At 37.4% G+C, this 22911-nt stretch carries 22 protein-coding genes; 8 read left to right on the top strand and 14 right to left on the bottom strand.

What is annotated here, in order from left to right; genetic code table 11:
* Positions 1–107: 107 nt before the first annotated feature.
* Positions 108–569: an Lrp/AsnC family transcriptional regulator gene (locus MKJ01_RS11515; RefSeq protein ID WP_241632614.1), complete on the bottom strand. Its 462-nt coding sequence runs from the start codon at positions 567–569 to the stop codon at positions 108–110.
* Between the two features lie 332 nt (positions 570–901).
* Positions 902–2068 carry a cytochrome-c peroxidase gene (locus MKJ01_RS11520; protein WP_241614068.1) on the bottom strand — a complete coding sequence of 389 codons (1167 nt, stop codon included), beginning with the start codon at positions 2066–2068 and terminating at the stop codon, positions 902–904.
* Between the two features lie 146 nt (positions 2069–2214).
* On the opposite strand from MKJ01_RS11520, the gene MKJ01_RS11525 reads away from it, so the two are divergent.
* The gene (locus MKJ01_RS11525; protein WP_241614067.1) at positions 2215–4404 is read left to right on the top strand and encodes an outer membrane beta-barrel family protein; all 2190 of its coding nucleotides are present in this window, start codon (positions 2215–2217) and stop codon (positions 4402–4404) included.
* Between the two features lie 137 nt (positions 4405–4541).
* Complete coding sequence (locus MKJ01_RS11530) at positions 4542–4823, top strand: hypothetical protein (RefSeq protein WP_241614066.1); 282 nt, start codon at positions 4542–4544, stop codon at positions 4821–4823.
* 51 nt (positions 4824–4874) lie between these two features.
* Here the strand turns inward: MKJ01_RS11530 and MKJ01_RS11535 are convergent, their stop codons facing one another.
* From MKJ01_RS11535 to MKJ01_RS11565, 7 genes are all read right to left on the bottom strand, one after another.
* The gene (locus MKJ01_RS11535) at positions 4875–5234 is read right to left on the bottom strand and encodes a response regulator (RefSeq protein ID WP_241614065.1); all 360 of its coding nucleotides are present in this window, start codon (positions 5232–5234) and stop codon (positions 4875–4877) included.
* 28 nt (positions 5235–5262) lie between these two features.
* Entirely contained in the window at positions 5263–5826 is a 564-nt protein-coding gene (locus MKJ01_RS11540; RefSeq protein ID WP_241614064.1) for a chemotaxis protein CheB, read from the bottom strand.
* A gap of 27 nt (positions 5827–5853) precedes the next feature.
* Complete coding sequence (locus MKJ01_RS11545) at positions 5854–6684, bottom strand: protein-glutamate O-methyltransferase CheR (RefSeq protein ID WP_241614063.1); 831 nt, start codon at positions 6682–6684, stop codon at positions 5854–5856.
* Complete coding sequence (locus tag MKJ01_RS11550) at positions 6685–7050, bottom strand: response regulator (RefSeq protein ID WP_241614062.1); 366 nt, start codon at positions 7048–7050, stop codon at positions 6685–6687.
* Between the two features lie 15 nt (positions 7051–7065).
* Positions 7066–10677 carry a response regulator gene (locus MKJ01_RS11555; protein WP_241614061.1) on the bottom strand — a complete coding sequence of 1204 codons (3612 nt, stop codon included), beginning with the start codon at positions 10675–10677 and terminating at the stop codon, positions 7066–7068.
* Positions 10678–10681: 4 nt separating this feature from the next.
* On the bottom strand, positions 10682–12157 hold the full coding sequence (locus MKJ01_RS11560; protein ID WP_241614060.1) for an ATP-binding protein: 1476 nt from the start codon (positions 12155–12157) through the stop codon (positions 10682–10684).
* 429 nt (positions 12158–12586) lie between these two features.
* Positions 12587–12787: a hypothetical protein gene (locus MKJ01_RS11565; RefSeq protein ID WP_241614059.1), complete on the bottom strand. Its 201-nt coding sequence runs from the start codon at positions 12785–12787 to the stop codon at positions 12587–12589.
* Between the two features lie 222 nt (positions 12788–13009).
* Here MKJ01_RS11565 and MKJ01_RS11570 point away from each other — a divergent pair, with 222 nt between their 5' ends.
* The 4 genes from MKJ01_RS11570 (at position 13010) to MKJ01_RS11585 (ending at position 16077) form a co-directional block, all read left to right on the top strand.
* Complete coding sequence (locus tag MKJ01_RS11570) at positions 13010–13606, top strand: Crp/Fnr family transcriptional regulator (protein ID WP_241614058.1); 597 nt, start codon at positions 13010–13012, stop codon at positions 13604–13606.
* A 137-nt stretch (positions 13607–13743) separates the two neighbouring features.
* Positions 13744–14103, top strand: a complete 360-nt coding sequence (locus tag MKJ01_RS11575; protein ID WP_241614057.1) for a hypothetical protein — start codon at positions 13744–13746, stop codon at positions 14101–14103.
* A 100-nt stretch (positions 14104–14203) separates the two neighbouring features.
* The gene (locus MKJ01_RS11580; protein WP_241614056.1) at positions 14204–15496 is read left to right on the top strand and encodes a serine hydrolase; all 1293 of its coding nucleotides are present in this window, start codon (positions 14204–14206) and stop codon (positions 15494–15496) included.
* A gap of 218 nt (positions 15497–15714) precedes the next feature.
* A complete protein-coding gene (locus MKJ01_RS11585; RefSeq protein ID WP_241614055.1) occupies positions 15715–16077 on the top strand; it encodes a response regulator in 363 nt (120 codons plus the stop codon).
* Between the two features lie 90 nt (positions 16078–16167).
* Here MKJ01_RS11585 and MKJ01_RS11590 read toward each other — a convergent pair whose 3' ends face one another.
* Genes MKJ01_RS11590 through MKJ01_RS11610 form a run of 5 tightly spaced genes read right to left on the bottom strand, consistent with a single transcriptional unit; the run spans position 16168 to position 19872 of the window.
* A complete protein-coding gene (locus MKJ01_RS11590; protein ID WP_241614054.1) occupies positions 16168–16680 on the bottom strand; it encodes a GNAT family N-acetyltransferase in 513 nt (170 codons plus the stop codon).
* A gap of 40 nt (positions 16681–16720) precedes the next feature.
* Positions 16721–18406: a hypothetical protein gene (locus MKJ01_RS11595; RefSeq protein ID WP_241614053.1), complete on the bottom strand. Its 1686-nt coding sequence runs from the start codon at positions 18404–18406 to the stop codon at positions 16721–16723.
* A 30-nt stretch (positions 18407–18436) separates the two neighbouring features.
* Positions 18437–18943, bottom strand: a complete 507-nt coding sequence (locus tag MKJ01_RS11600; protein ID WP_241614052.1) for a hypothetical protein — start codon at positions 18941–18943, stop codon at positions 18437–18439.
* Entirely contained in the window at positions 18921–19391 is a 471-nt protein-coding gene (locus MKJ01_RS11605; protein ID WP_241614051.1) for a hypothetical protein, read from the bottom strand. The genes MKJ01_RS11600 and MKJ01_RS11605 overlap by 23 nt, the downstream gene beginning before the upstream one ends.
* A 1-nt stretch (position 19392) precedes the next feature.
* Positions 19393–19872, bottom strand: coding sequence for a hypothetical protein (locus MKJ01_RS11610; RefSeq protein ID WP_241614050.1), 480 nt, complete (start codon positions 19870–19872; stop codon positions 19393–19395).
* A gap of 260 nt (positions 19873–20132) precedes the next feature.
* Between MKJ01_RS11610 and MKJ01_RS11615 the strand changes: the two genes are divergently transcribed.
* Both MKJ01_RS11615 and MKJ01_RS11620 read left to right on the top strand, forming a co-directional pair.
* On the top strand, positions 20133–22112 hold the full coding sequence (locus MKJ01_RS11615) for a sensor histidine kinase (RefSeq protein WP_241614049.1): 1980 nt from the start codon (positions 20133–20135) through the stop codon (positions 22110–22112).
* 1 nt (position 22113) lies between these two features.
* Positions 22114–22860 carry a LytTR family DNA-binding domain-containing protein gene (locus tag MKJ01_RS11620; protein WP_241614048.1) on the top strand — a complete coding sequence of 249 codons (747 nt, stop codon included), beginning with the start codon at positions 22114–22116 and terminating at the stop codon, positions 22858–22860.
* Positions 22861–22911 lie beyond the last annotated feature (51 nt).

A 22911-nucleotide genomic window follows, 5' to 3' on the forward strand; every position in this document is an offset into this window, starting at 1 on the left:
TCAAGTTATCTTAAAATTCTTCAGCAAATTTTCTGTGAACAAAACAGAGGTTTTTAAATTAGCTGAAATCTATCATTCAGCATCTGTAAATTTGTGTAAGATTTCTTTCAGATGGTTAATCCATGGATGTTTTTTACCTCGGCCATCACAAAAGTACTGTGGGTGCTTCCGATAGAAGGTACTGCACCCAGAACATTGAATACAAAATCCTGATACTGTTTCATATCCTTCACATATACTTTCAGCAGAAAATCAAAATCTCCGGAAATGCTGTAGCATTCTGCAACCTCTTCAATTTTCATAATTTCCTGTTCAAACTCTATCGCAAGGTCACTGTCATTGCTTTTCAGTTTCAGCTGGCAATACACAGTAATTCCCAGACTAAGCTTTTCAGGATCCAGAACAGCCGTATATTTCTTGATATATCCTTCCTGCTCCAACCGTTTCACCCTTTCAAAAACAGGTGACGGAGAGAGGTTCACTTCTTTGGCTAGTTCTTTTACCGTAAGTTTTGCATCTTTTTGAAGCAACATGAGCAGATGCTTATCTTTATTGTCAAGGTGATCCATAGAATAATATTCTTTTAACATGATTAGTTGGTTAAAGATACAGAATAAAATTCTTTAATAACAAAATTAATAAGTTTAATTTACTTATATTAATTATTTTGACACTTAATTTATACTTTATGATTATATTTACTAAACAAAAGAGATCAGAAATGATTTCCAAAGGATTAAATAGAATAAGGGAATATTTTATCTTGAGGCCGCTCCTTACGGGGAGCGATCTCTTTTAAGAACTTATAAAGATATAATTTTAGTAAAATTAATTAAGGGAAAGCAGCTCTGCATGATGTATAGCTGCTTTTTATTTGTCCTAATTATCAAGCTCCATGTTATTATTCTGGCAGTTCAGGGATAACAACCTTTTCTGACTTTGATGATAAAGTTCTTAGAAATGCTTCTAATTGAGAAATTTCCTGTTCTGATAACTCTAACATTCTTACCATACCTGATTTTCCTGAATGCAATACCGTTCCTTTATGAACCGTCATGCGTTTTTGTGAATGCTCAGGATTTCCATTGCTGTAAAAACGGATCACTTCCGATAGGTCGGCCATAGATCCGTTATGGAAATAAGGGCCCGTCCTTGATACTTCACGCAGACCCGGAACACGGAACCTTCCTGCATCTTCAGGGTTTTTTGTCACCCGGAACCTGCCGAGATCCTCTCCTTTCTCACCGAGCAAAGATGTTCCTATATTTTCAAATCTGTTATTGGAAAAATAGCCTGAATTATGACAGTTAATGCATTGGGCTTTTGTCCTGAAAAGATGCAGCCCCATAATTTCATCATCTGTATATAATGCCGACTTACCATCAATAAACTGGTCAAACTTGCTGGGTGTACTTTTAACTGTTCGCTCGAAAGCAGCAATGGATTTTGAAATTCTGTCTTTAGTCACTTTCCTGTCTCCAAATGCGTTTTCAAATAAAACTCCGTAACTCTTTATTTTTGCAATCTTATCTGCTGCTATATCAATATGCCCACCCATTTCTTTTTCATCCTGAATCGGCATCTCTGACTGCTGCTCCAGCGAATTTGAACGGCCGTCCCAAAATAATGATTTCGCATACGCTACATTAAGAATAGTCATTGCGTTCCTGGTCCCCGGCTGCCGGTTATGCCCAAAAGAAAAAGTTCTGTTGTCGGACCAGGCAAGTTCCGGATCATGACAGGAGGCGCAGGCAATCTGATCGGACTTTGAAAGTCGGGGATCAAAAAAAAGCGTTTTCCCCAATAATACTTTTTCAGGTGAATATTGATTGTCGGCGGGAAATTGATTATCCAGTAAATGGCCGATTTCAACAAATGATGAAATGGATTCCGGATCTAATATAGGTTTTGGCCATTTTGAAGCATCACCGGAAGAATACGCTTGTCTCAGGTAATTAATAAAATCTTTTTCCTTCTGTACATGTTTTTTTACAGAATTATTTAAACAATTATTAAAAAGCGAAACAATAAGAAATATGATAAAAATCCAGCTTAAAACATTCTTCATAAGCATTTTGAGTTTTAACAAATGTATAATATTTTTTACTTCCTGCCTATTTTGAAGGTTTGGCGGAGATAATTGAGGTAGAATTAATTCGATCAGATGTAACAGAACCTATAATTGTATTGTCTTATAGATAAACTTAATTGTTAATGAAAACTATTTTGATCCCAATCGCCTTACTGGCGGGTATTATCACTTTTGCACAGGAGAAACAGGACAGTATAAAATCCAGAGAAAAAAATATAGAAGGCGTTACGGTAACCGTAAAAAAACCTACCGTGGAATCTAAAGTCGACAGAACCGTTTTTAACGTAGCCAATAGTGCCATTCTTGCAGGAAATACTACTTGGGATGTTCTGAGAATGACCCCTTTGGTAAATATTGATAATAATGATGCGCTTAAAGCAGAAGGAGAATCCGTAACGGTATATATCAATGACAGAAAATCTGTTTTTACGGGTAAAGAGCTGAAAGAGTACCTTAAAACTATTCCGGCTGACAACCTGATGAAGATTGAGGTAATTACCAGCCCGTCTTCACGGTATGAAGCGACCGGATCCGTAATCAATATTGTTTTGAAAAAACGGGATGATGAAGGAATGAAAGGAAGCATTACTTTAAACAATAAACAGAACACAAAAAATTCACAATATACCAATCTGAATTTAAATTACCACAGGAAAAACTTTACCCAAACATTGATAGGAGGTTATAGTGACAATACTTATGTTCAGAGAAATTCCAGTCTGTACACCTGGTATCAGGATAATGAGACCAACCAGATCAACAGTTATGTAATAGGCAGGAGTAAAAGCCCTTCATTTTCTACTACATCTGAATTTGAAATCAATAATAAAAATACGGTAGGTCTTATCTTGGAATATTACCAGGACAATTCCACTTCCAATTCAGAAGCCACCAGAATAAACCGCAGTGACATTTCTAAGAGCTCTTCTGATCAAAATCAAAATTCTACCGGACTTAACCGCAATGTAGGAACCAACCTTTTTTATAAATGGTATGATAAGGAAAAGAATAAAATTCTTGATGTAAACTTAGGCATAAATTATTACGGACAGTCTGAAGACAGTTATTTCATTAATAATATTTTTTCAAGTAAAGACGGCCCGTCCAGGGAAGATCTCGGTGTTCTTACCGATACCGAAAACCGGAATTACTATTTTAAGGTAGACTATACTCAGCCCTTAGGAAAATCGGGTGCTACTTTTGAAACCGGCGGAAAAATGAGTTTTAACAATAATGTGATTCCCAATAACCTGTACGGAAGTATGGTGTACAGCTTCAGCCCGAGAGATATTTTCCACTATGAAGACAATATTAGTTCATTATATGCCAATTACAGCAGAAAGTTTTTTGATAAATTAGAAACCAGAGTCGGCATCCGTTATGAATATATTGACTATAGAATGCGCCAGGATGTTGCAGGAACTTCAAGGAAAGATGGCTACGGAGCGTTCCTGCCCAATATACTGGTAAAATATTCTTTCTCTGACAAATATGATTTGAGCTTAACTTATAACAGAAATATCTGGAGACCCTGGTATGCAGAATTCAATCCTTTCATGACGCCCAATACAGACGGGATTTACAGCCGCGGGAATATAGATCTCGAGCCCAATCCGAGTGACAGGCTTTATATGAAGCTGGGAATTTTAAAGAAGTATTTTATTTCCGCAAGATATTCATTTACCGACCAGGATTACTGGACTGATTATTTACAGCGGGAAATTGAAGTCCCGGGTGAAAACGGCACTACTACCATTAAAAAAATTACAATCACACAACCTTCCAACTTTAGCGGAAAAGTGCATAAATATTATGTTTACGCAAATACCAACCAGACATTTTTCAAGAATAAATTTACTGTTAATTTAGGTCTTGGGTGGTATTATATTGACAACAGTGATTTTAATGAAAGAAACGGGTTAAAAAACAATTTTTATATCAGCTATCTGAGCGCTTCAACCAATCTTTCGTATACCAATCTTTTTAATAAAAATATTAATTTAAGTGCGTGGGTTGAAGTATCCAACCAGAACAATGGAAACTCCACGACCAATAAACCGAATATTTTCCATAATATTTCTGCTACCAAGATATTCCCGAAAACCCAGATGGAAGTCAGCTTACAGCTGATGAATATTTTCCAGAGGCCTAACTATGACGCCACCACCTATAATCAGCAAGGCTATGTAAGGAGCATCTCAAAATGGGACTGGTACGGAGCTTCCATTTCATTTGTAAAAAGGTTCGGAAACCAGAAAGTAAAAGAAAATACTAAAACAGATGCTGAAAAGAACGGCGGAGGAGGGAAATGATTTTAATATCTTAAAAATTCCCTTAGATTTTAACAGTTTTTAGCTTACTTAATATATTGTGTTAAAAATATATAGAAATATTACTAGGATACTCATTTTGGCATAAATATTAATAGTATTAGGTAAAATACTTAGTGATGACAACCTATATTAAAATAAAAGAACTGATTACAAAATATTTAACCCGCAGTATTAAATTACAGTTTGATTTGGATATAGATTTACAAAATGAATATATTCTGACTGAAAATATCGTATCCAAGAAAACGATTATCGTGCGAACCTTTTCAAATAAGATATTATCAAAGCCTGATCTTAATTTATTTTTAACATCGTTAATAACAGAAATCAATAATGAAAAATGCAACATTTCATTTATGATCGGAAAAATGAAATCTTTACAGAAAACTGCTTCATAAAGAATAAACGAATACAGTTTATCCCCGATAATGATATCGGGGATATTTATTTTAAATATATTTAGCAACCTTCTGCTCAAGATCATCAAGATTGAAAGGTTTTGCCACATAATCATCTGCCTGAGCTTCTCTGGCCAGTGCCACAATATCGTTATTGGCTGTTACATAGATTACAGGGATATTTTTAAATTCTTCGTGATTTTTTAAAAGTTTTGTGGCTTCCACTCCACCGATTCTGGGGATCCAGTTGTCCATAAGGATAACATCCGGACGGTATCGCGCCACACGTTCCAGAATATCGTGTGAGGTTTCTGAAATTTCTACCTGAAATCCATTCTCTTCAAAAATAATCGTGATCACTTCGAGAATAGTTGTATCATCATCAAAAATCAGGATTTTCTTTTTACTCATAGTATTACTAATTAAATGATTTCTAATTTTACTTATTTATATGATTAATATGATCGGCCAGATTCTCCGGCGTAATAATCAGATCATAATCAACTTGTTCCATGGCATTTCTGGGCATATAATCCACTTCAGCCGTTTCAGGATCCTGAATCCATACTTTTCCATTATTTTTTTTGATATAGGCTAATCCCTGTACTCCATCTGCATTGGCACCTGACAAAAGTACCCCAATTACCTTTTCACCATAAACTTCTGCTGCAGACCTGAAGGTAACATCAATCGAAGGCCGGGAATAGTTCATTTTTTCGGAACTGTCAAGCGACATTGTCCTTTTATCTTCAAACAGTACATGATAATCAGCCGGAGTAATGTATAGGGTATTATTTCTAATTTCTGTTTTATCATCTATTTCAATCACCTCAATATGGGAAAGCTGCTGCAGAAGGGCATGCAGTATGTTAGTTGAGTGTGCCTTACGATGGAGAATCAAGACAATAGGAACTGTTATCCTGTCATTTAGTTTTTTAATCATTTCTAAAATAACCTGCAGACTTCCGGCCGAGCCTCCGATTACGATCAATTCTGCTTTCATCGATTCTGTTTTATCAAATAAATACCACTAATTATGATCCAGCTTTTTCCAGATTCTCTGATCATCGATCTGATGGAAGTTTTTATCTAATTTAGAAAATCTCAGGGTTTCTTTAGCACCTAAGGCCAAAAAACCCAGATTTTCCAGGCTGTTATCAAATAAACGGAAAACTCTTTCCTGTAAACCTCTGTCAAAATAGATCAGTACATTCCTGCATATAATCAGCTGAAAACTATTGAAAGAACTGTCTGAAACCAGGTTATGGGTTGATAAAATAAGCTTTTGCTGTAAACTTTTATCAAATCGCACACTGTCATAGTTCGCGGTATAATAATCTGAAAAATCCTTTGTGCCTCCGGACAGCATATAGTTCTCCGAATACAGTTTCATCTGATGCAGAGGAAAAACCCCTGATCTGGCCTTTTCCAGGACAGACGGATTAAGATCAGTTCCGTAAATCAGCGATTTATGGTATAAATTCGCTTCTTTCAGCAGAATCGCCATGGAATAGGCTTCTTCTCCTGTTGAACAGCCTGCTACCCAGATCCTGATCAGAGGATAAGTACCCAGCTGAGGCAGGATCTTTTCTCTTAAGGCTTTAAAAAACTGAGGATCACGGAACATTTCCGTCACATTTACCGTAATCTCTTCAATAAAACGCTTCAGGTATTCAGGATCATTTATAACAGTATATCTTAATTCCGCAAAGCTGGTAAAACGGTCTATCAGGCAGATCCGGTTAATCCTTCTTTTGAAAGATGCCCGGCTGTATTCGGAAAAATCATAGCCATACCTGTCATAAACATCTTTAATAAGATATTCTACTTCATCATCTTTTACTATACTGGGTTCAAGCATTTATAATAGTTTTTCGATTGCCATGATTAACTGATCTACATTTATAGGTTTAGAAATATAATCGTTAGCCCCCGCATCCAGGCATTTCTGGCGATCTTCCGGCATGGCCTGCGCCGTAACCGCAATTACCGGCACATGACCTATGGAAGGAGTACTCCTTATAATCCTGGTTGCTTCGTAACCATCCATTTCAGGCATCATCATATCCATGAGGACCGCATCGAAATCCTGATCTTTTTTAAGTATATCAATTGCTTCCTGAGCCATCATACAGCTTTCCGTATGATATCCACGGGATTTCAACGTCAGCTTCAGGGCAAATATATTACGCGGATCATCATCCACAATTAAAATCTTTTTATTCATCAGTATCTGAACTGTTTAACTTTCATATAACCAAACCCGCAGTAAGGACAGCAGCTGATCTATATCCACCGGTTTGGAGATGTAATCTGAGGCACCTGCCGTAATGCATTTTTCACGTTCACCGATCATTGATTTTGCCGTAATGGCAATAATCGGCAATTTTTTAAATTTAGGCATCTTCCTCAATTCTCTTATCGTTTCATAGCCATCCATTTCAGGCATCATCATATCCATAAGCACCACATCCACATCAGGATGTTCCTTGATCTGCTGGAGAGCATGTTTGCCGTCCATAGCTACCACCACTTCCACTTTGTATTTTTCCAGCGCTTTCGTTAACGAAAAAATATTGCGTACATCGTCATCAGTAATCAGTATCTTCTTACCGCTGAGGACTTCCGTGAGGGAACCCAATGTTTTATTTCTTACTGTTTCTACAGAATTGTTCTTCTCTTCCACCAAATGTAAGAACAGTCCGACTTCATCCAGGATTCTCTGATAAGAATGTGCGGTTTTCACTACGATAGAATCTGCATATTGTCTTATCTTCAGCTCTTCGGACTTAGAGAGATTCCGCTCTGTAAAAATAATGATCGGAAGATTTTCAAGGCCTTCATAGCTTTTTATGGATTCAATAATTTCATATTCATCTCCTTTGGAAGCTCCAATATCCAGAATAACACAATCAATATGATCTTTAGTCAGGGCCTTTACACTGTCTTCCACATTATTCTGAACTGATAAAGAGATATTAAAGTTACTTAAGAAATAAGATAATGCACTCGCATGTTTGGCATTTTCTTCGACGATCAATACTTTTTGAAGGGATTTGCTTAATGCCTGTTCAATTTTCCTGAAAACATCAGTCATCTGGTCCAGAGCCATCGGTTTATTGATGAAATCAATGGCTCCCTTCATCAGGCTTTCTTTTTTTACGTGAAGCACAGACATCATGTGTACGGGGATATGTTTGGTTTTCGGGTGACCTTTAAGTTCATCCATTACCTGCCACCCATCTTTTACGGGCAACTGAACATCAAGCAATATGGCATGCGGATGGTACTGCAACGCAGCAGATAAACCATGATCACCTCTTACGACAACAATTCCTTTATAGTTTTGCAGGCGTGCATATTTCAGTAAAGCTTTGGCAAAATTAGTATCATCTTCGATGATTAAAATAACCTTATCTTCTTTCGTGATATCATTTCTGTCATCTTCAACATCTTCAGGAATTTCCAGCATATTTATCCATTCATCATCTTCAATATCTTTTCCTTCCAGAATATGCTGAATCTCTTCTACGTCTTCTTTGATATTCTCCATCAGGTCTTTGTCCGTTTCCATAGGAGATACATCAGAAGTTGCCTTAACAGGGATAATCAGGCTGAACTCGCTTCCTTCATTCACTTTACTTTTCAGAATCAGTTCACCACCCAGCAATCTTGCAATCTCACGGCTTATAGAAAGTCCAAGACCTGTTCCTCCGAATTTTCTTCTCGTGGAACCGTCGGCCTGCTGGAAAGCTTCAAAAATAATTCTCTGTTTATCTTCTGCAATCCCGATTCCGGTATCCCGTACTGAAAAAATAATGAAATCAGATCTTTTCGGGTCTTTTTTAATATGCAGGTTAATACTTCCCTCTTCTGTAAATTTAATGGCATTTGATAATAAATTCCTTAGTACCTGATCGATACGCAAACGGTCGGTTTCAATAGAATTTTGCAGGTCATTTTCAATCTCAATATTTAATTGAAGCCTTTTTTCCTGAATGACCGGATTGAACAAGCTCTTCAAATCTTTTACAACATCTTTAATGATAACCTCATGATATTCCAGTGTCATCTTACCGGATTCAATTTTGGCAAGATCAAGGATTTCATCAATCAGGGTAAGCAGGCTGCTTCCTGAGCTCTGTATTACTTTTGCCGATTCTATCTGATCTTCATTCAGATTCTCTTCCGGATTCTCTGCCATCAGACGGGACAGAAGAAGGATTGAATTAAGCGGAGTACGTAATTCATGGGACATATTGGCCAAAAATTCTGACTTGTATTTTGTGCTGAGTGCCAGCTCTTCAACTTTTTTCTGGATCTCATTATTGCGTTCTGCGATCATATGGTTCCTGTCTTCCAACAGCCTTGAACGCTCTTCAAGTTCGGCATTGGCCTGCATCAGTTCCTCCTGCTGGACTTTTAATTCTTCTTCGGAAGCCTGGAGCTTTTGCGTCTGTGCTTCGAGTTCCGTATTTAGGTTCTCAAGCTCAGAATGCTGTACCTGAAGCTCTTCAGACTGCGCCTGTGTTTCTTCCAGAAGCTGTTGTTCTTTTTCACGGCCTTTTGCAGCACTCAGGGCAACGCCGATATTTCGTGTACATTCAACAAAATAATCAACCCTGCTTTCATCAAAATTATTGGTCGATCCCAATTCTAAGACTCCAATGATATGATTATCTGCAAAGACAGGAAGCAATACTATCCCATAAATTTTTATCGTGCTGCTGGCAAATGTTACTACAAAATCATCTTCGTGAAGATTATTGTAGACCTGTGTTTTTCCCGTAACAAAAGCGTGCCCTACCATTCCCTGACCAGGTTCAAACACTTTTTTCATATTGTTTTCCAGACCGATAGCAGCTTTCAGCTTCAGTAACCCTTCATCATAGAGATAAAGTGATCCGTTGATGCATTTCCCATATTCAATAACCTGATTCAATGCATTATCGGAAACTTCTTTCACGGATTTGTTTCCCATCAATGATTCATTTAATAAAGCAAGACCCTTTTGGCGCCAGTCACTTTTATTAATGGTATCAAAAGATTTTTTTAATGACTCCGTCATATAGTTAAGTGAACCTACCAGGTCTCCCAGGTCATCCTGTGAGTCATCTACTGCTCTCTGGCTGTAATCCCCGTTGGCTACTCTGTTGGCAATCTCACGGATAGCACTCACCCGTCTGCTTATTTCAAGATCTTTAGCCTGTAATTCTTTTTCCAGCTTCTCCCTTCGGATCAGGTCAGATTTCAGCCTGATGTAGAAAAAGGCAGTCACCACAATGGCTGCGATGGCAGAAAAGAGAATAAATAAAACCGTTGTACTCGAGGAGCGTGTAAGATCTTTATTTTTAATTGCAAGCTGAGTTTCTTCATACTGTACAAAATCTTTGACAATCTGCCGGCATCTGTCCATGTACACTTTGCTGGACATTACCTGGTCCTGGGTCATCACAATGCCCTTTTTCCTGTTTTCTACAAAATACTTTAAGTTGGAGATATTCGTGTTTACGTTCCTTTCCAACTCATTTAAGCGCCCCAGCTGACTTTTATCAGTTATATCTAACGCTTTTGCATTCTCAATTGCTTTTGGAAATTCATCCAGGCTGCGGTAGTACGGATCCAGAAAACTTTCTTTTCCTGTAAACTGATAGCCTCTGCTGCCTGTTTCTGCATCCAGAAGTGAAATGAGAACATCTTTTACAGCAGTAACTGCTCGCCTGCTTTTGGAAAGGCTTTCCCGGTGCTCCATCTGATTTTGTATGCTCCAGTATGAAGCAATGGAACTTGCAATAAGGATCACTAAAGACAATCCGACTCCAAACTGGAGATTCCGTATGATTTTTTTCGGCATGAAATTAATTTAATGGTAATGTAAAATAAAACGTCGACCCTTCATCTACCTTGCTGGATACCCCGATATTCCCGTGGTGCTGCTTTATAATTTCAGAACAGATGAACAGTCCTATGCCCATTCCCTGGAACTGGAGGGATGACTCTTCCACCCGGTAAAACTTTCTAAAAACGGCTTCCTGCTTAAAATCAGGAATACCGATTCCGAAGTCGGTGACGTTTACTTTTACTTCCTGCTCTTCTTCATCTACAAAAGTGGTCACGATAATCTGATTGTTTTTAGGAGAATATTTGATGGCATTAGTGAGGAAATTGATCAAGACCTGTTCGATACGGATTTCATCAAGCGGAATTAAAATATCAGGTTTAGTGCCGTCACGTTTGATTTTTATTTTCAGCTCATCATGAGTCTGCAGAATCGTATCAATGGCATTGCTGATGACATTCTCAAGATTGGTGGGTTTTTTATTGATTTTAAGCTTGCCGTTTTCGATTTTGGAAACATCAAGCAGATCAGTGATCAGCGTATTGAGTTTTTCAATCTGGTCCTGGGCTTTGGTTACAAAACCCGCTTCGGTGCTTTCTTTATCTAACTTTAACCGTCTTTCAAGCAGTTGAACATAGGCTTTAATGCTTGTCAATGGTGTTTTAAGCTCATGGCTCGCAATACTCAGGAATTCATCCTTTTCTTTTTCTACTTTTTTCTGGTCGTCAATATCCGTGAAGGTCCCCACCCAGTTTTTAACAGTATTGCCGTCATAGACCGGAGTAACGCGCAGTAAATGGTAGCGGTAATCTCCTGATTCTATATTCTGTATCCTGATTTCCAGGTCTAAAGCCCTCCCCTTTCTTCTGCAGCGCTCAAACTCATCTTCAATATTGAAGTCATCCGGATGGGTCTGAGGAAAATGTTTATCGGATGCGGAATACTGGTACCATTTACCATTTACAAAATCTACAACGCCTTCTTCATTCAGTGTAAAGGCAATCTGAGGAAGAGATTCCAGCATGAGATGAAAATGATCAATCTGTGATTTCATCGTTACCTGAGACTCTCTCCTTCCTTTCACTTCAAGTTCCAGGCTCTGCTGTGTTTTCCGCATGGCAACACTTTGCTCCTGAAGATTATAAAAAGTTTTTACTTTTAATAAAAGAATTTCCGGATCTACCGGTTTAGTTACATAATCCTTGCCTCCTGAAGCATATCCCTTGGCAATAAATCGTTTGTCAGTATTTACTGCCGACAGAAATATGATCGGCACTTCTTTCGTTTTACTATATCCAGCAAGTGTTTCGGCAACTTCGAAGCCGTCCATATCAGGCATCTGTACGTCTAAGATTATAAGGGCATAATCATTTTTCAACGCTTTTCCCAATGCTTCTTCACCAGAGTTTGCCGTATCCACTGAAAAATCTTTCGATTTAAGTAATTTTTTAAGTGAATAAAGATTACTCTGGTTATCATCAACAATTAAGATCATAGAAATGTAAAATCAATAATTAATTATATTTACTTCAATACCAAAAATACTCACAATATTCCGAAAAACACCTATTTTTTGCTTAATATCAATCATCTGAGGTATTAATACGAGTATCTTTTACTTCGTAGAAAAAAAACAAATTTCATAAAAAGATATTTATTACAGTATATCAATACTATAGAGATAGAATAATCAATTATAAGTGATATTTCAGTGTTTTTTTTCAAATATGGATTATCACGGCACAATGTTTGAATATAGTGAAACAACACTTTTTCACTTAAATATATACTTTCAAATTATAAACCCCTATTATTTTAGGGGTTTATTTTTTTACGATGCACAAAATTATGCTTGGAGATTTTAAAAATTTGGCAGTTACGGTTTTGTTTTAAAATATTCAGAATAATTGACCGTCATTATCAATTACTCATTATCGGTTTCTACATCGGTAGGTTTGCCTTTTTCCTTAATGGTATCCGATTCTTCCTGTAAGGTACGGATCGTATCTGAAGCTTTGTTATTAACCGTCTCTCTCTTATTATCCTGTCCGGTATATTGTGTTTCAGATTTTGTACAAGCGGTTATTATACAAAAAACAGATAAGGTTATTGCTATTTTTTTCATATTACTAATTTAATTTCATCAAACTTAATGAATTTCCCAAGTTGGTTTTATGATAGCAGTCACAATTTAATAATTAGATCATTAGGCACCTTTACAAGCTTTGAACATTTTTGTGATCGTAGTCATAAATACTGAATTTATAGTTTATTTATATTTAAAGTTTGTCTTAATCGGATATTGGATCATAATTTGTACTCAAAAATTATAATTCTTATACTATCTATGTTAATACCAGAAGAACTTTTACTATCATACGGAGCGGAAATAGAAGATCTCAGTCCATCATATGTCATATTCACAGAAAACAGTACCCCTAAATATTATTACCAGATTATAGAAGGCAGGATAAAACTCAATCATTATGACGATGAAGGAAAAGAACTGATCTTAGCCATTCTGAACAAAGGTTTAAGTGTGTGCGAGCTTTTATTATTTATTGATCAGCAATATCCTGTAAATGCGATTGCTTTTGAACAGACAAAAGTCATAAAACTCCCGAAAAGCAGTTTTGTGAAATTGCTGGATGACCATTCACAGATCTCAAGGGATATTAACAAATTTTTATCAGAACGCTTATATTATAAGTATATCATGCTGGAGAACAATGCTTCCCTCCGGCCTGATGTAAGAATAAAAGGTGCTTTGAACTATCAGAAAAGTTTCAGTGAAGACCAGACGCAGTTTTCTTTTGAAGTTCCGCTAACCAGGCAACAGATAGCTTCTATAACGGCTTTGCGCGTAGAAACAGTGATCAGAACCATAAAAAAGCTGGAGAAAGAAAATTTCCTGAAAATTATTAACAGAAAAATATACGTATAAATTCTACTAATAAAATCAGAGGATATTTAAAAACATCTTTACAGCATAAATAATACCTCAATTTTGATTAAAAAGATGCTTTTATTTTGTTCTTTTTATGCTTCTGACTAAATTTGTAAAAATTTAAATTTAAATTAATGAACTATACACTTGAGCTTAATACACAGGAGGCCGGCTCTAATATTGTATTCAACACAATCGTATTTGATTCGTTCAAGGTTAATATAGTTGAAAGATACGGCGGGCGAATGGGTTTTAATCCCAAATTATGGGAAGCTTTATTTAAAGTAAGAACCCTGGACAATGAACTTATTGAAAGAAGAGACGGTAACCTGAGGGTTAAAATTAAAGGAGATCAGTTTGAAGCTTACCGGAAATTAACGGAAGTATTAAATTCATACGATTATAAAAACAAGCTTATCAACAGAAAAACAGTAGAGGAAGATTATGTACATTTTATTCTGAGCCTTGTTATTCAAAATTATCAACTTAATTAATATCTTAACTCAGCTTGTTTAAAGATTTAAAAGAGCTTGCCGGATGAACATAATAATTCCGGCAATACAATTATTTAAATAAGCACTAATCCAATATACGATGACGACTGGAAATTTCAGCCGTCATTTCGTATATTCCAGATTACAGACCACCAGCATAATCCTGTACAGCATCTTTAAAAACGAAGCCGCGGCACAACCTTTGAATCATCTGTTGTCATCAAGAATCAATTATGAAATCTGCATCAGTCATCTTTCAACAATGAAAAAAATACTTTCTGTTTTTATTGCAACCGCTTCAGGAATCGCTGCCGCTATCTATCTTTCAGGATATGGATATATTTTTAAAGCTGCTGCTCTTAATCTTAAAAAAGGACCTATAGCGCCTTCCATTGATGATGAGGAAAAATTCCCATCCCGGCCTGTTCCCAATCTTTATGCTGAACCCTGGAAAAAAAATACCGCTTACAATACAAAGTTCCTCCCGGAAAATATTCTGAAGGAACTTAAAAAAACCCAGGCTTCATCCCTCGTCATTATCCGAGATAATGAAATTTTCCATGAGCAATACTGGAAAGATCATCAGCCTTCTTCGCTGATGAATTCTTTTTCAATGGCGAAAGGCATACTTTGCCTTTTAGTAGGCTGCGCTATTGACGACGGCTATCTGAAGTCGGAAGACCAGCTGCTCTCTACCCTGTTTCCTTCTTATAAAAACAGCCGTTACGGACAGTTTCTTACCATTCGTCACCTGATGACCATGCAGGCTGGATTAGACTGGAAAGAAGAATACCATCATCCTTTTGCCGAGAACTCGAAACAATATTTTATAGAAGACCTTGCTGAGCAGGCATTTGGTGTCGAAGTGAAAGAAATGCCGGGACAAACATATAAATACCAAAGTGCCGCGCCACAACTTTTAGGGCTTGCCCTGCGAAAAGCCACGGGTAAAGATCTGGCATCTTACCTGTCTGAAAAAATATGGATCCCGCTGGGAATGGAGTTTCCTGCCAAATGGAGTACGGATGAAAAAGGCATTGAGAAAGCGTTCTGCTGTATTCATGCAACCCCGAGAGATTTTGCAAAAATAGGACAGCTTATGATGCAGAATGGCAAATGGAAAGGAAAGCAGCTCATCAGCAAAAAGTTTTGTGAGAAACTGCTTACTCCGACAAAAGCAAACGATGCTTTCTGTTTCAGCGTATGGGCAGACGATGAAAGTGAGCTCAAATGCCGTTTCCTGTATGGATTTTTAGGCCAGTTTATTATTATGGTCCCTGAAAAAAATATCGTCATTGTAAAAACAGGCTTTTACAACCGGCTGGATGTAGATAAAAAACAGAGGCCGGTTCAGGTAAAGATGATGATTGAGGAAATCATCGGTATGCTGTAACGTCTACTGCAATTTATAATGTGTGGTCGATTTATATTTTCTTTCAGCTATAGTATTTCAGTTATGCATGACATTCAACTGTGTGCCTGTTTGTAAAAAATTCTTTTTATCTTTACTCGTTATTATCCGGCAGTGAATATTCATATAAATCAGGAATATGCTTCTGAAAATGACATAATAATATAATTTGATAAACAATACATCTGACGATAAAGCTTATGCACAAAAAGAAAATATTGGTTTTCGATGACGATAAAACTCTTTTAGATGTTCTTACCATGGTGTTTTTTGAAGATGGGTATGATGTTGAAATTTCAGAAACTTCACATGACATTGTCGAACGGGTTACAGAATTCCGTCCCAACCTGATTCTGATGGATAATTATATTCCTGAAATCGGCGGAACAGAAGCTATAAAACTTTTGAGAACCCACGAACAGTTTAATCATATTCCCGTCATTCTTATAAGCGCAAGCATTCATATCGTAGCCTTAAAAAATGAATCAAAGGCGAATGATTACCTTAGGAAGCCGTTTGATTTATATGAACTTGAACAACTGATTGCAAAATATCTTAAATAGATCAGTCATAATTATGATGCATAGGCACTGCTTTTGGCTGGTCTTGAATGTAAATTATTATTAAAATTAATACTAGTGATTTACTAATCATCATTCATTGAGTGCTTCTGGGGAATCATCAAGTGATCGAACCATCCATAGAGTACATGAGCTGTGCCCGGAATTTCCCAACGGTCTTTCCAATAATTCGAAGCCCATCTTTTTATACATATTTACCGCTTTAGAAAATTCGGGAAGACTTTCAAGATAGAGGTTCTGATATCCCATTTCTTTTGCACTGATGATGCTCTGATCCATCAATGCCTTTCCCAAACCTTTCCCTCTTGCGATCGGGAGCAGATAGAATTTTACAAGCTCTGCAAAATGAGCAGGCAGGCCTTCTGTAGGATATATGCCACAACAGCCGGCAATAATACCGCCTACCTCTCCTACCCAAAGTACAGAGCCTTCTTTTCTAAATAATCCGTAAAGATTTGCTGTAGTCGGGTCAGAATATACCGTTCCTTCTTTCGGTGCCTGATGCTCTATAAAAGTATCTCTGATCAGCCTGGCTAATGCTTCATTGTCTGATATTTCAACTTTTCTTATGATGAAATTTTCCATATTATTCGATATTAATCCTATAAATTAATCAATATTATCATTACTTTCCAAAAAGCTTTTTGAAAAAACCTCCTGAGTTTCCGGCATGATACTGTGCTATTTTTAAATTATCACTGGCTGTCTGTGAAAAATTCAGTTTCAATGACTGCTGAAGATTCTTCACCGCTTCATCATAATACCCCAAATCAATCTGCGAAGTACCGATGTGCTCATAAATTTCAGCTATTACATCATCTGTAATGCTTTCCTTTCCGGATAATGCCTGAACAGCCAGTTTTCCATAATGCACAGTCTTTTCATTTTTCAGCAGGTAATACGCACTGTGAACAGCCCAGTAATAACACCAAAAATCCGTATTCCCGGAATGAATACTCTGTTCAAAATTTTCTAGGGCAGCTTCACTGTTTTTAAGATGAGCTTCGTGAATATATCCTCTGTTATAAAGCGCGACCTGTACAGATCTCTCCTGCCCTTTCTCAAGTCCGAAATGAATTGCCTGATCATAACATTCCATTGCTTTCTGCCATTCTCCTTCTTTTACAAAAGCATCCGCCCTGCTGATCATCAGGCTTGGATTGTCCGGCATTTCTTCCAGAAGAAAATCCGTTTCCTGGGAATGATTTATATGATCTACAGCCAAGCCAAGTTCAGCAGAAGACTTTGACTTGTTGATGAAAAAATTGGTTACACAGCGGGTGATTGTTTCATCCTGCATGATCGGATCAGTTGGATCCAGCTGATAATAAATTTCAAGACCCTTGTCCGCCCAGCTTAATGCCTGTTCATATTCTTTAATATCCATGTAGCTTATAGAAAGGCTGTCGATCACACTGATGATGGTAATGACATCCATTTCATCTCCATAATCCTCAAGAAGCGTTATGGCATCATCAATGGCATTTTCTGGCATATTGGCATGAACATAACTGTTCATTCTGTTCAGTAGTATGAACATAAATGCAGACTGCCCGATTCCTTCACTCGCTACAGCAATAGCCTCCTGATAAGCTCCCTCAAAATTAAGTTCCCGGGCAAGATTATTACAGCACATGGCAAAAGTATGCGGATCATAATTAAGCCTGTCACCATTGCCAAGAATCAGGGTATTTCTATATAAATGATAAGCCCTTTCATACAGCTGCTTCTTTAACAGGGTTAATCGTTCATGTTGATTTTCAGGCATTCCCGGGTTTCTTTCCAATATCCAATTCATTTCTACACCGGCATTGTATGCTTCCATCGCAGAATCCGTATCCAGTGAAACAGTAAGTTCAGCAAAATCGGGAAATTCATTATTTGCATTCCTGATATTGAACATACGAATCTGCAAGACCGGTGAAGAACGAAGCTTATGGCTATTTTCATAATATTTTAGTGCTCCCTTCATATCATTCAGCCAATAAAGCGCAGAACCTGCATTCCTGTTGCAGTAATAATGTTGAGAATTTAGATCAATTCCACGAATACTCCAGTCAAGGCATTGCATAAGGGCACGTTCCCGGTCTGATTCAAAAATTTCATTATGATCAAGAGCAATCAATCCGAGAATAGCGCAGAGATCCGGATTTGGTGTTTTTTCATTGAGATCGTTAACGTACTGAAATATCTCTTCCAATTCTATTCTGCTGTCCGGAAAACAGAATCCCTCCAGCCAGTTTCTTGCGGCTGATGCGTAATCATTATTTTTAAGAGCTTTCCAGGCTTCCTGATGAAGATCGTATTCCATTATTTATTTTGTTTTAAGGTTAAAAAATATCTATTTGGAGTATTCCAACAGTTCGTATATTTTTTTTAATACAACATTTTCATACTGTATCTGCTTTTCGGATTTATCAGCTTTGTCCGTAAAATCTTCACTGATCCGGTAACTTTTAACCAGATGGCTCTTTCTTGCACCCAAAGAATAATACCAATATCGGTTAGTCCTGCTGATAAATATAACAGCCTCATCAAACGACATCAGTTTTTTTGAAGAGAAAAAGGGAACTTTTCTATAAATCAATTCAGAATCCTTATCGAATGTGTAACAGATTTCTGATCTTATGAAGATATCGTACATACTGTGCACAATAAGATAGGGAACCAGAATAAAAAATAAAACGCGTAAACCCTGATTCGTCTCATGATAATAATAAACGAAAATCAATGCTAAAACAATGAGGATAGCCAGTACAACAACAGATAATCTGATGCTGTACCGGTTAGGCTTAAAACGGAATACCTTTCCGTTATCGGTTATATCATACCTGCTTTCTGTCATCATAAGGGGAAATGATTTCCTCAATATCATTAAGAATACTCTGCATAGCCCGTTTTGAAAAACCCTGCGCCACAATAGCAAACATCATCTTATCAGAACAGATATATTCTACGTTCAGCGAAGTATTTACCGGAACGAAAATATAAATCAACCTGCTCAACTGATAATTGGTAATATCTGAAAACGGTATACGGACTTCGGGTTTTATAAGGCCTCTTTTTATAAACAGGGCCTTTTGATCCATATCAATAACCATTCTTTCTGTAAAAACGGACAGCAGACAAAGTGCTGCAAGAATCCCGAAAATCCACAACATCGCCTTATTGTCAGAATGATAACCCAGCCAGGCCATCACTGTAAGGCCTAATACAATAATCATTGTAAATCCATACTGCCGTTTCAGGACATAACGGTTTCCTTCCTTTCTGAAATTTCTGATACCTGTTTCCATTTTATTTAAGTTTTACATCATTAACGGTAATTTCCCTGCACCATAAGTAGATAAAAGTACTCGTATCATCAGCCGAGCCCTGGCTGGTGACATTATCCATAGAAGCCCCTGAAAATTCAATCTTCTGCAGCATGCGATTATTCTTTCTCCCGGTAATCTTCAATTCACCTGAAAAATCAGTATTGTAATCGGTGATGAGCTGAAGAAGGGCCGGATCCATTGTTGCGAAATCAATAGCGATAAAATATTTTTTCTCTTTGCCGGCATCCGGAGATGAGAGACCTGAAGACAGGCCTTTAGAAGGGTTACTGAATGACAGTGATACGGAACGTGCTTCGTGCCTGGAAATTCCTGTTTTATTTTTAACTGACAGTTCGATCCTGTTTCCTGATGGCTCTGCTTCCTGTGCATTAGCATAGAAGGAAGTCATGAACAACAAGATACATACATACCATGTCTTGAAATAATCTGAAAAATGCATATGTAAAATGTAATTTGGTGAAATTTATAATCCCAATATTACTTATATAAATAACAGGCATCAAGACAGAATTGGTATTTGGTATTGTTCGTTTTTTATATGGCCAGAATATCCTGATATATTGGACCGAGAGAAGTTATCATTTCATTTTTTTTGAAAGAAGTAAACATACGGCAAATGAAAAAATCAAAAAAAACATCATATTTGATTACATTTGCAACAGCTCATTACGCTCTATGAAAGGTATGTATGTTCTACGGATGCATTTATTTCTTCGGATATTATTTTTATCCGTCCTGTTTTCATCGTTTACAAAAGCACAGGTTTCCAGAATTGAAACGATGGCAGAGCTCGGGCATTCCTACCGATTTACAGATACGATAAAAAGCAAAAAAATACTTACTGACGCGCTTACTTTAGCAAAAGAATCGCGGTCAAAAAAAGATGAGGTTATTTGCCTTACTTTATTGGCTTTCACGTACCGGAGGCTGCATCAGGTAAAAAAATTCAGTTATTATGCAGAACAGGCGTATAAAATTGCTCTCCAGACCCATGATAATCGCGCAAGAGCATACGGGTACTGGGCAATCAGTGATTTCAGGTCATATATTAATGATAAAGCCGGAGCATTGAATTACCGCCTTAAAGCGTATACTTTATTTGAAAAACTGAAAGCGTATTCTCAATGTGGAAAAATCGCCTCGGATATTTCTTACCTGTTTTCACCGGGCTCTGATCTGAAAATAAAGAAATACGCCTATGAGGCTTTGCGCTATGCGGAAAAATCCTCCGATGCAGAAAGTATTCTTACCGCACGACTTGCTGTAGGCTCTTATCTCACGCAGGTGACCGATAAAAACCGGAATAATAGTAAGCTGTGGAAAAATGCGGTCGGTTTCCTTCAGAAAACAGCGGAATTTGCAACACGGGAGCATCTCAGGATACCAAGTAAAAGCAATATTGGGATAGCTCATATTAATCTTGCGGCCTTATACATGCAGCAGCCAAAACTTATGGATGAAAAATCCTTTCTTACGGAACTGGATTCAGCAGTTGCTATCAGTAAACAGTACGGAATAAAAAATGTCTACAGGAACAGTATCGGTCTGCGCGCGCAATATTTTATGCTGTCCGGAGAATATGACAAAACAGAATCTCTGCTCTTCGACGGCATTGTTTACCAGCAAAGCCTTCCTTATACCGATCATGAGATTCTGGCTTCTTTTTACTCTACTCTTAAAGATGTTGCTGCGGCTAAAAAGGATTACAGTTCATATTATAACTACGATAGGATGTTCAGCAAATACAACAGCATGAACTATGATGAAGACTTGCAGAAAAACCTACAGACCGCAGAAATTAAATTTGAATCTGAAAAAAACATATTAAGAATCCGTCAGCTGGAAAACGAAAGAAAACTGCAGGAAAAGAATAAATACCTGATGTATGCTATTTCCGTTATCTTATTTTTAATCTCGGTTTCTGTCTATATTTCATTCTACTACAGAAAAAGATATTATCAGAATCAGGCGGAGCACCTGAAGCAGGAACAGGTTAATAATGAACTTAAACTCAGCCTCCTGGAAAAAGACAGCATGGAAAATCTTCTTGCAAAACTCTCCATGGAAAGAAGATTCCTTCAGTCACAGATGGATCCTCATTTTATTTTTAATGCACTGGGAAATATCCAGAGTATGATTTTACAGGGAGATAAGGCAAAAGCCGTCATGTATCTTAATAAATTTTCAAAACTCACCCGGCAGATCCTTGACCATTCCCGGAAAGAATCCATCACGCTTGAAGATGAAACCGAAAACCTGAGAAATTATATCGAACTGCAACAGCTGCGTCTTAATAATTCTTTTGATTATGAATTCAGCTTTGGCGAACAGATCTGCATGCAGGACAAAATACCGCCGTTGCTTATCCAGCCACTGGTTGAAAATGCCATAGAACATGGCCTTAAACCTTTGACAGACCGCAAAGGGAAACTCATCATGAATTTTGAAAAAAAACCGTTGGAAAATACAATCGTGTGCACGATCCAAGATAATGGAATAGGCATAGAAGCCTCTAAAAAGAATCAGAAAAACAGAACCCACCAACCGTTGGCAACCACAATCACAGATGAGAGGCTTGCATTATATTCAGGAAAAGAAAGCATGCTTATTATTTCAGATCTTAAAAAAGAAAGTTCCGAAAACGGCTGTAGCGTAATCATTCATATCCCCTTATTATAAAATGTATAAAGCAGTTATTATCGAAGACGAATATCACCTGAGAGAAGCCCTCTCCATTTTACTGGAAATGACGGTACCCGATAAAATCCAGATCATTGGATATGCAGAAGGCCTCCAGGATGCAGTTGCTCTTATCGACAGGCTAAAGCCCGATGTTGTATTTATGGACATTATGCTGAAAAACGGGACCGGATTTGAAGTTTTGAACCGGATACAATACAAGAGCTTCCATCTCATATTTACAACTGCTTATGAGCAATATGCCATTCGTGCGTTTAAATTTAATGCGATGGATTATTTACTGAAGCCCATCGACTCTGACGAATTAAAGAATACCATTGAGCGTATTGAGAAAAGAAAACAGGAATATTCACAGTTTGATCCGCTGCTCACCTTTCATTCTGAATTTAAGAAAACTCCTGAAAGAATTGTATTGCCTACACAGGAAGCCATGCATGTCATAAGGCTGAAAAGCATTATCCGGTGTGAAACCTCCGGCTCCTATACAACATTTTTTCTGGAAGGCGAAAAGCAGATCATTGTGTCCAAACCCTTGAAATACTATGAGGAAATTCTTGTTCCTCCGGAATTCATAAGGATTCACCAGTCGCATTTAATCAATATAAACTTCGTTAGCAGCTATTCAAAAGACGGAATCATCACGATGCACGACAAGAGTACGGTCCCGATATCCAGAGCCAACAGGGAACTTTTTTTCAGACTTATGAAAAACGAAAGTGACGGCTAGATTTCCGGATACCAACTGAAAAAGCATAAATACAAAGCGGAGCATGCAGAA

Source organism: Chryseobacterium sp. SSA4.19, from assembly GCF_022601875.1.
Taxonomy (GTDB): Bacteria; Bacteroidota; Bacteroidia; order Flavobacteriales; family Weeksellaceae; genus Chryseobacterium.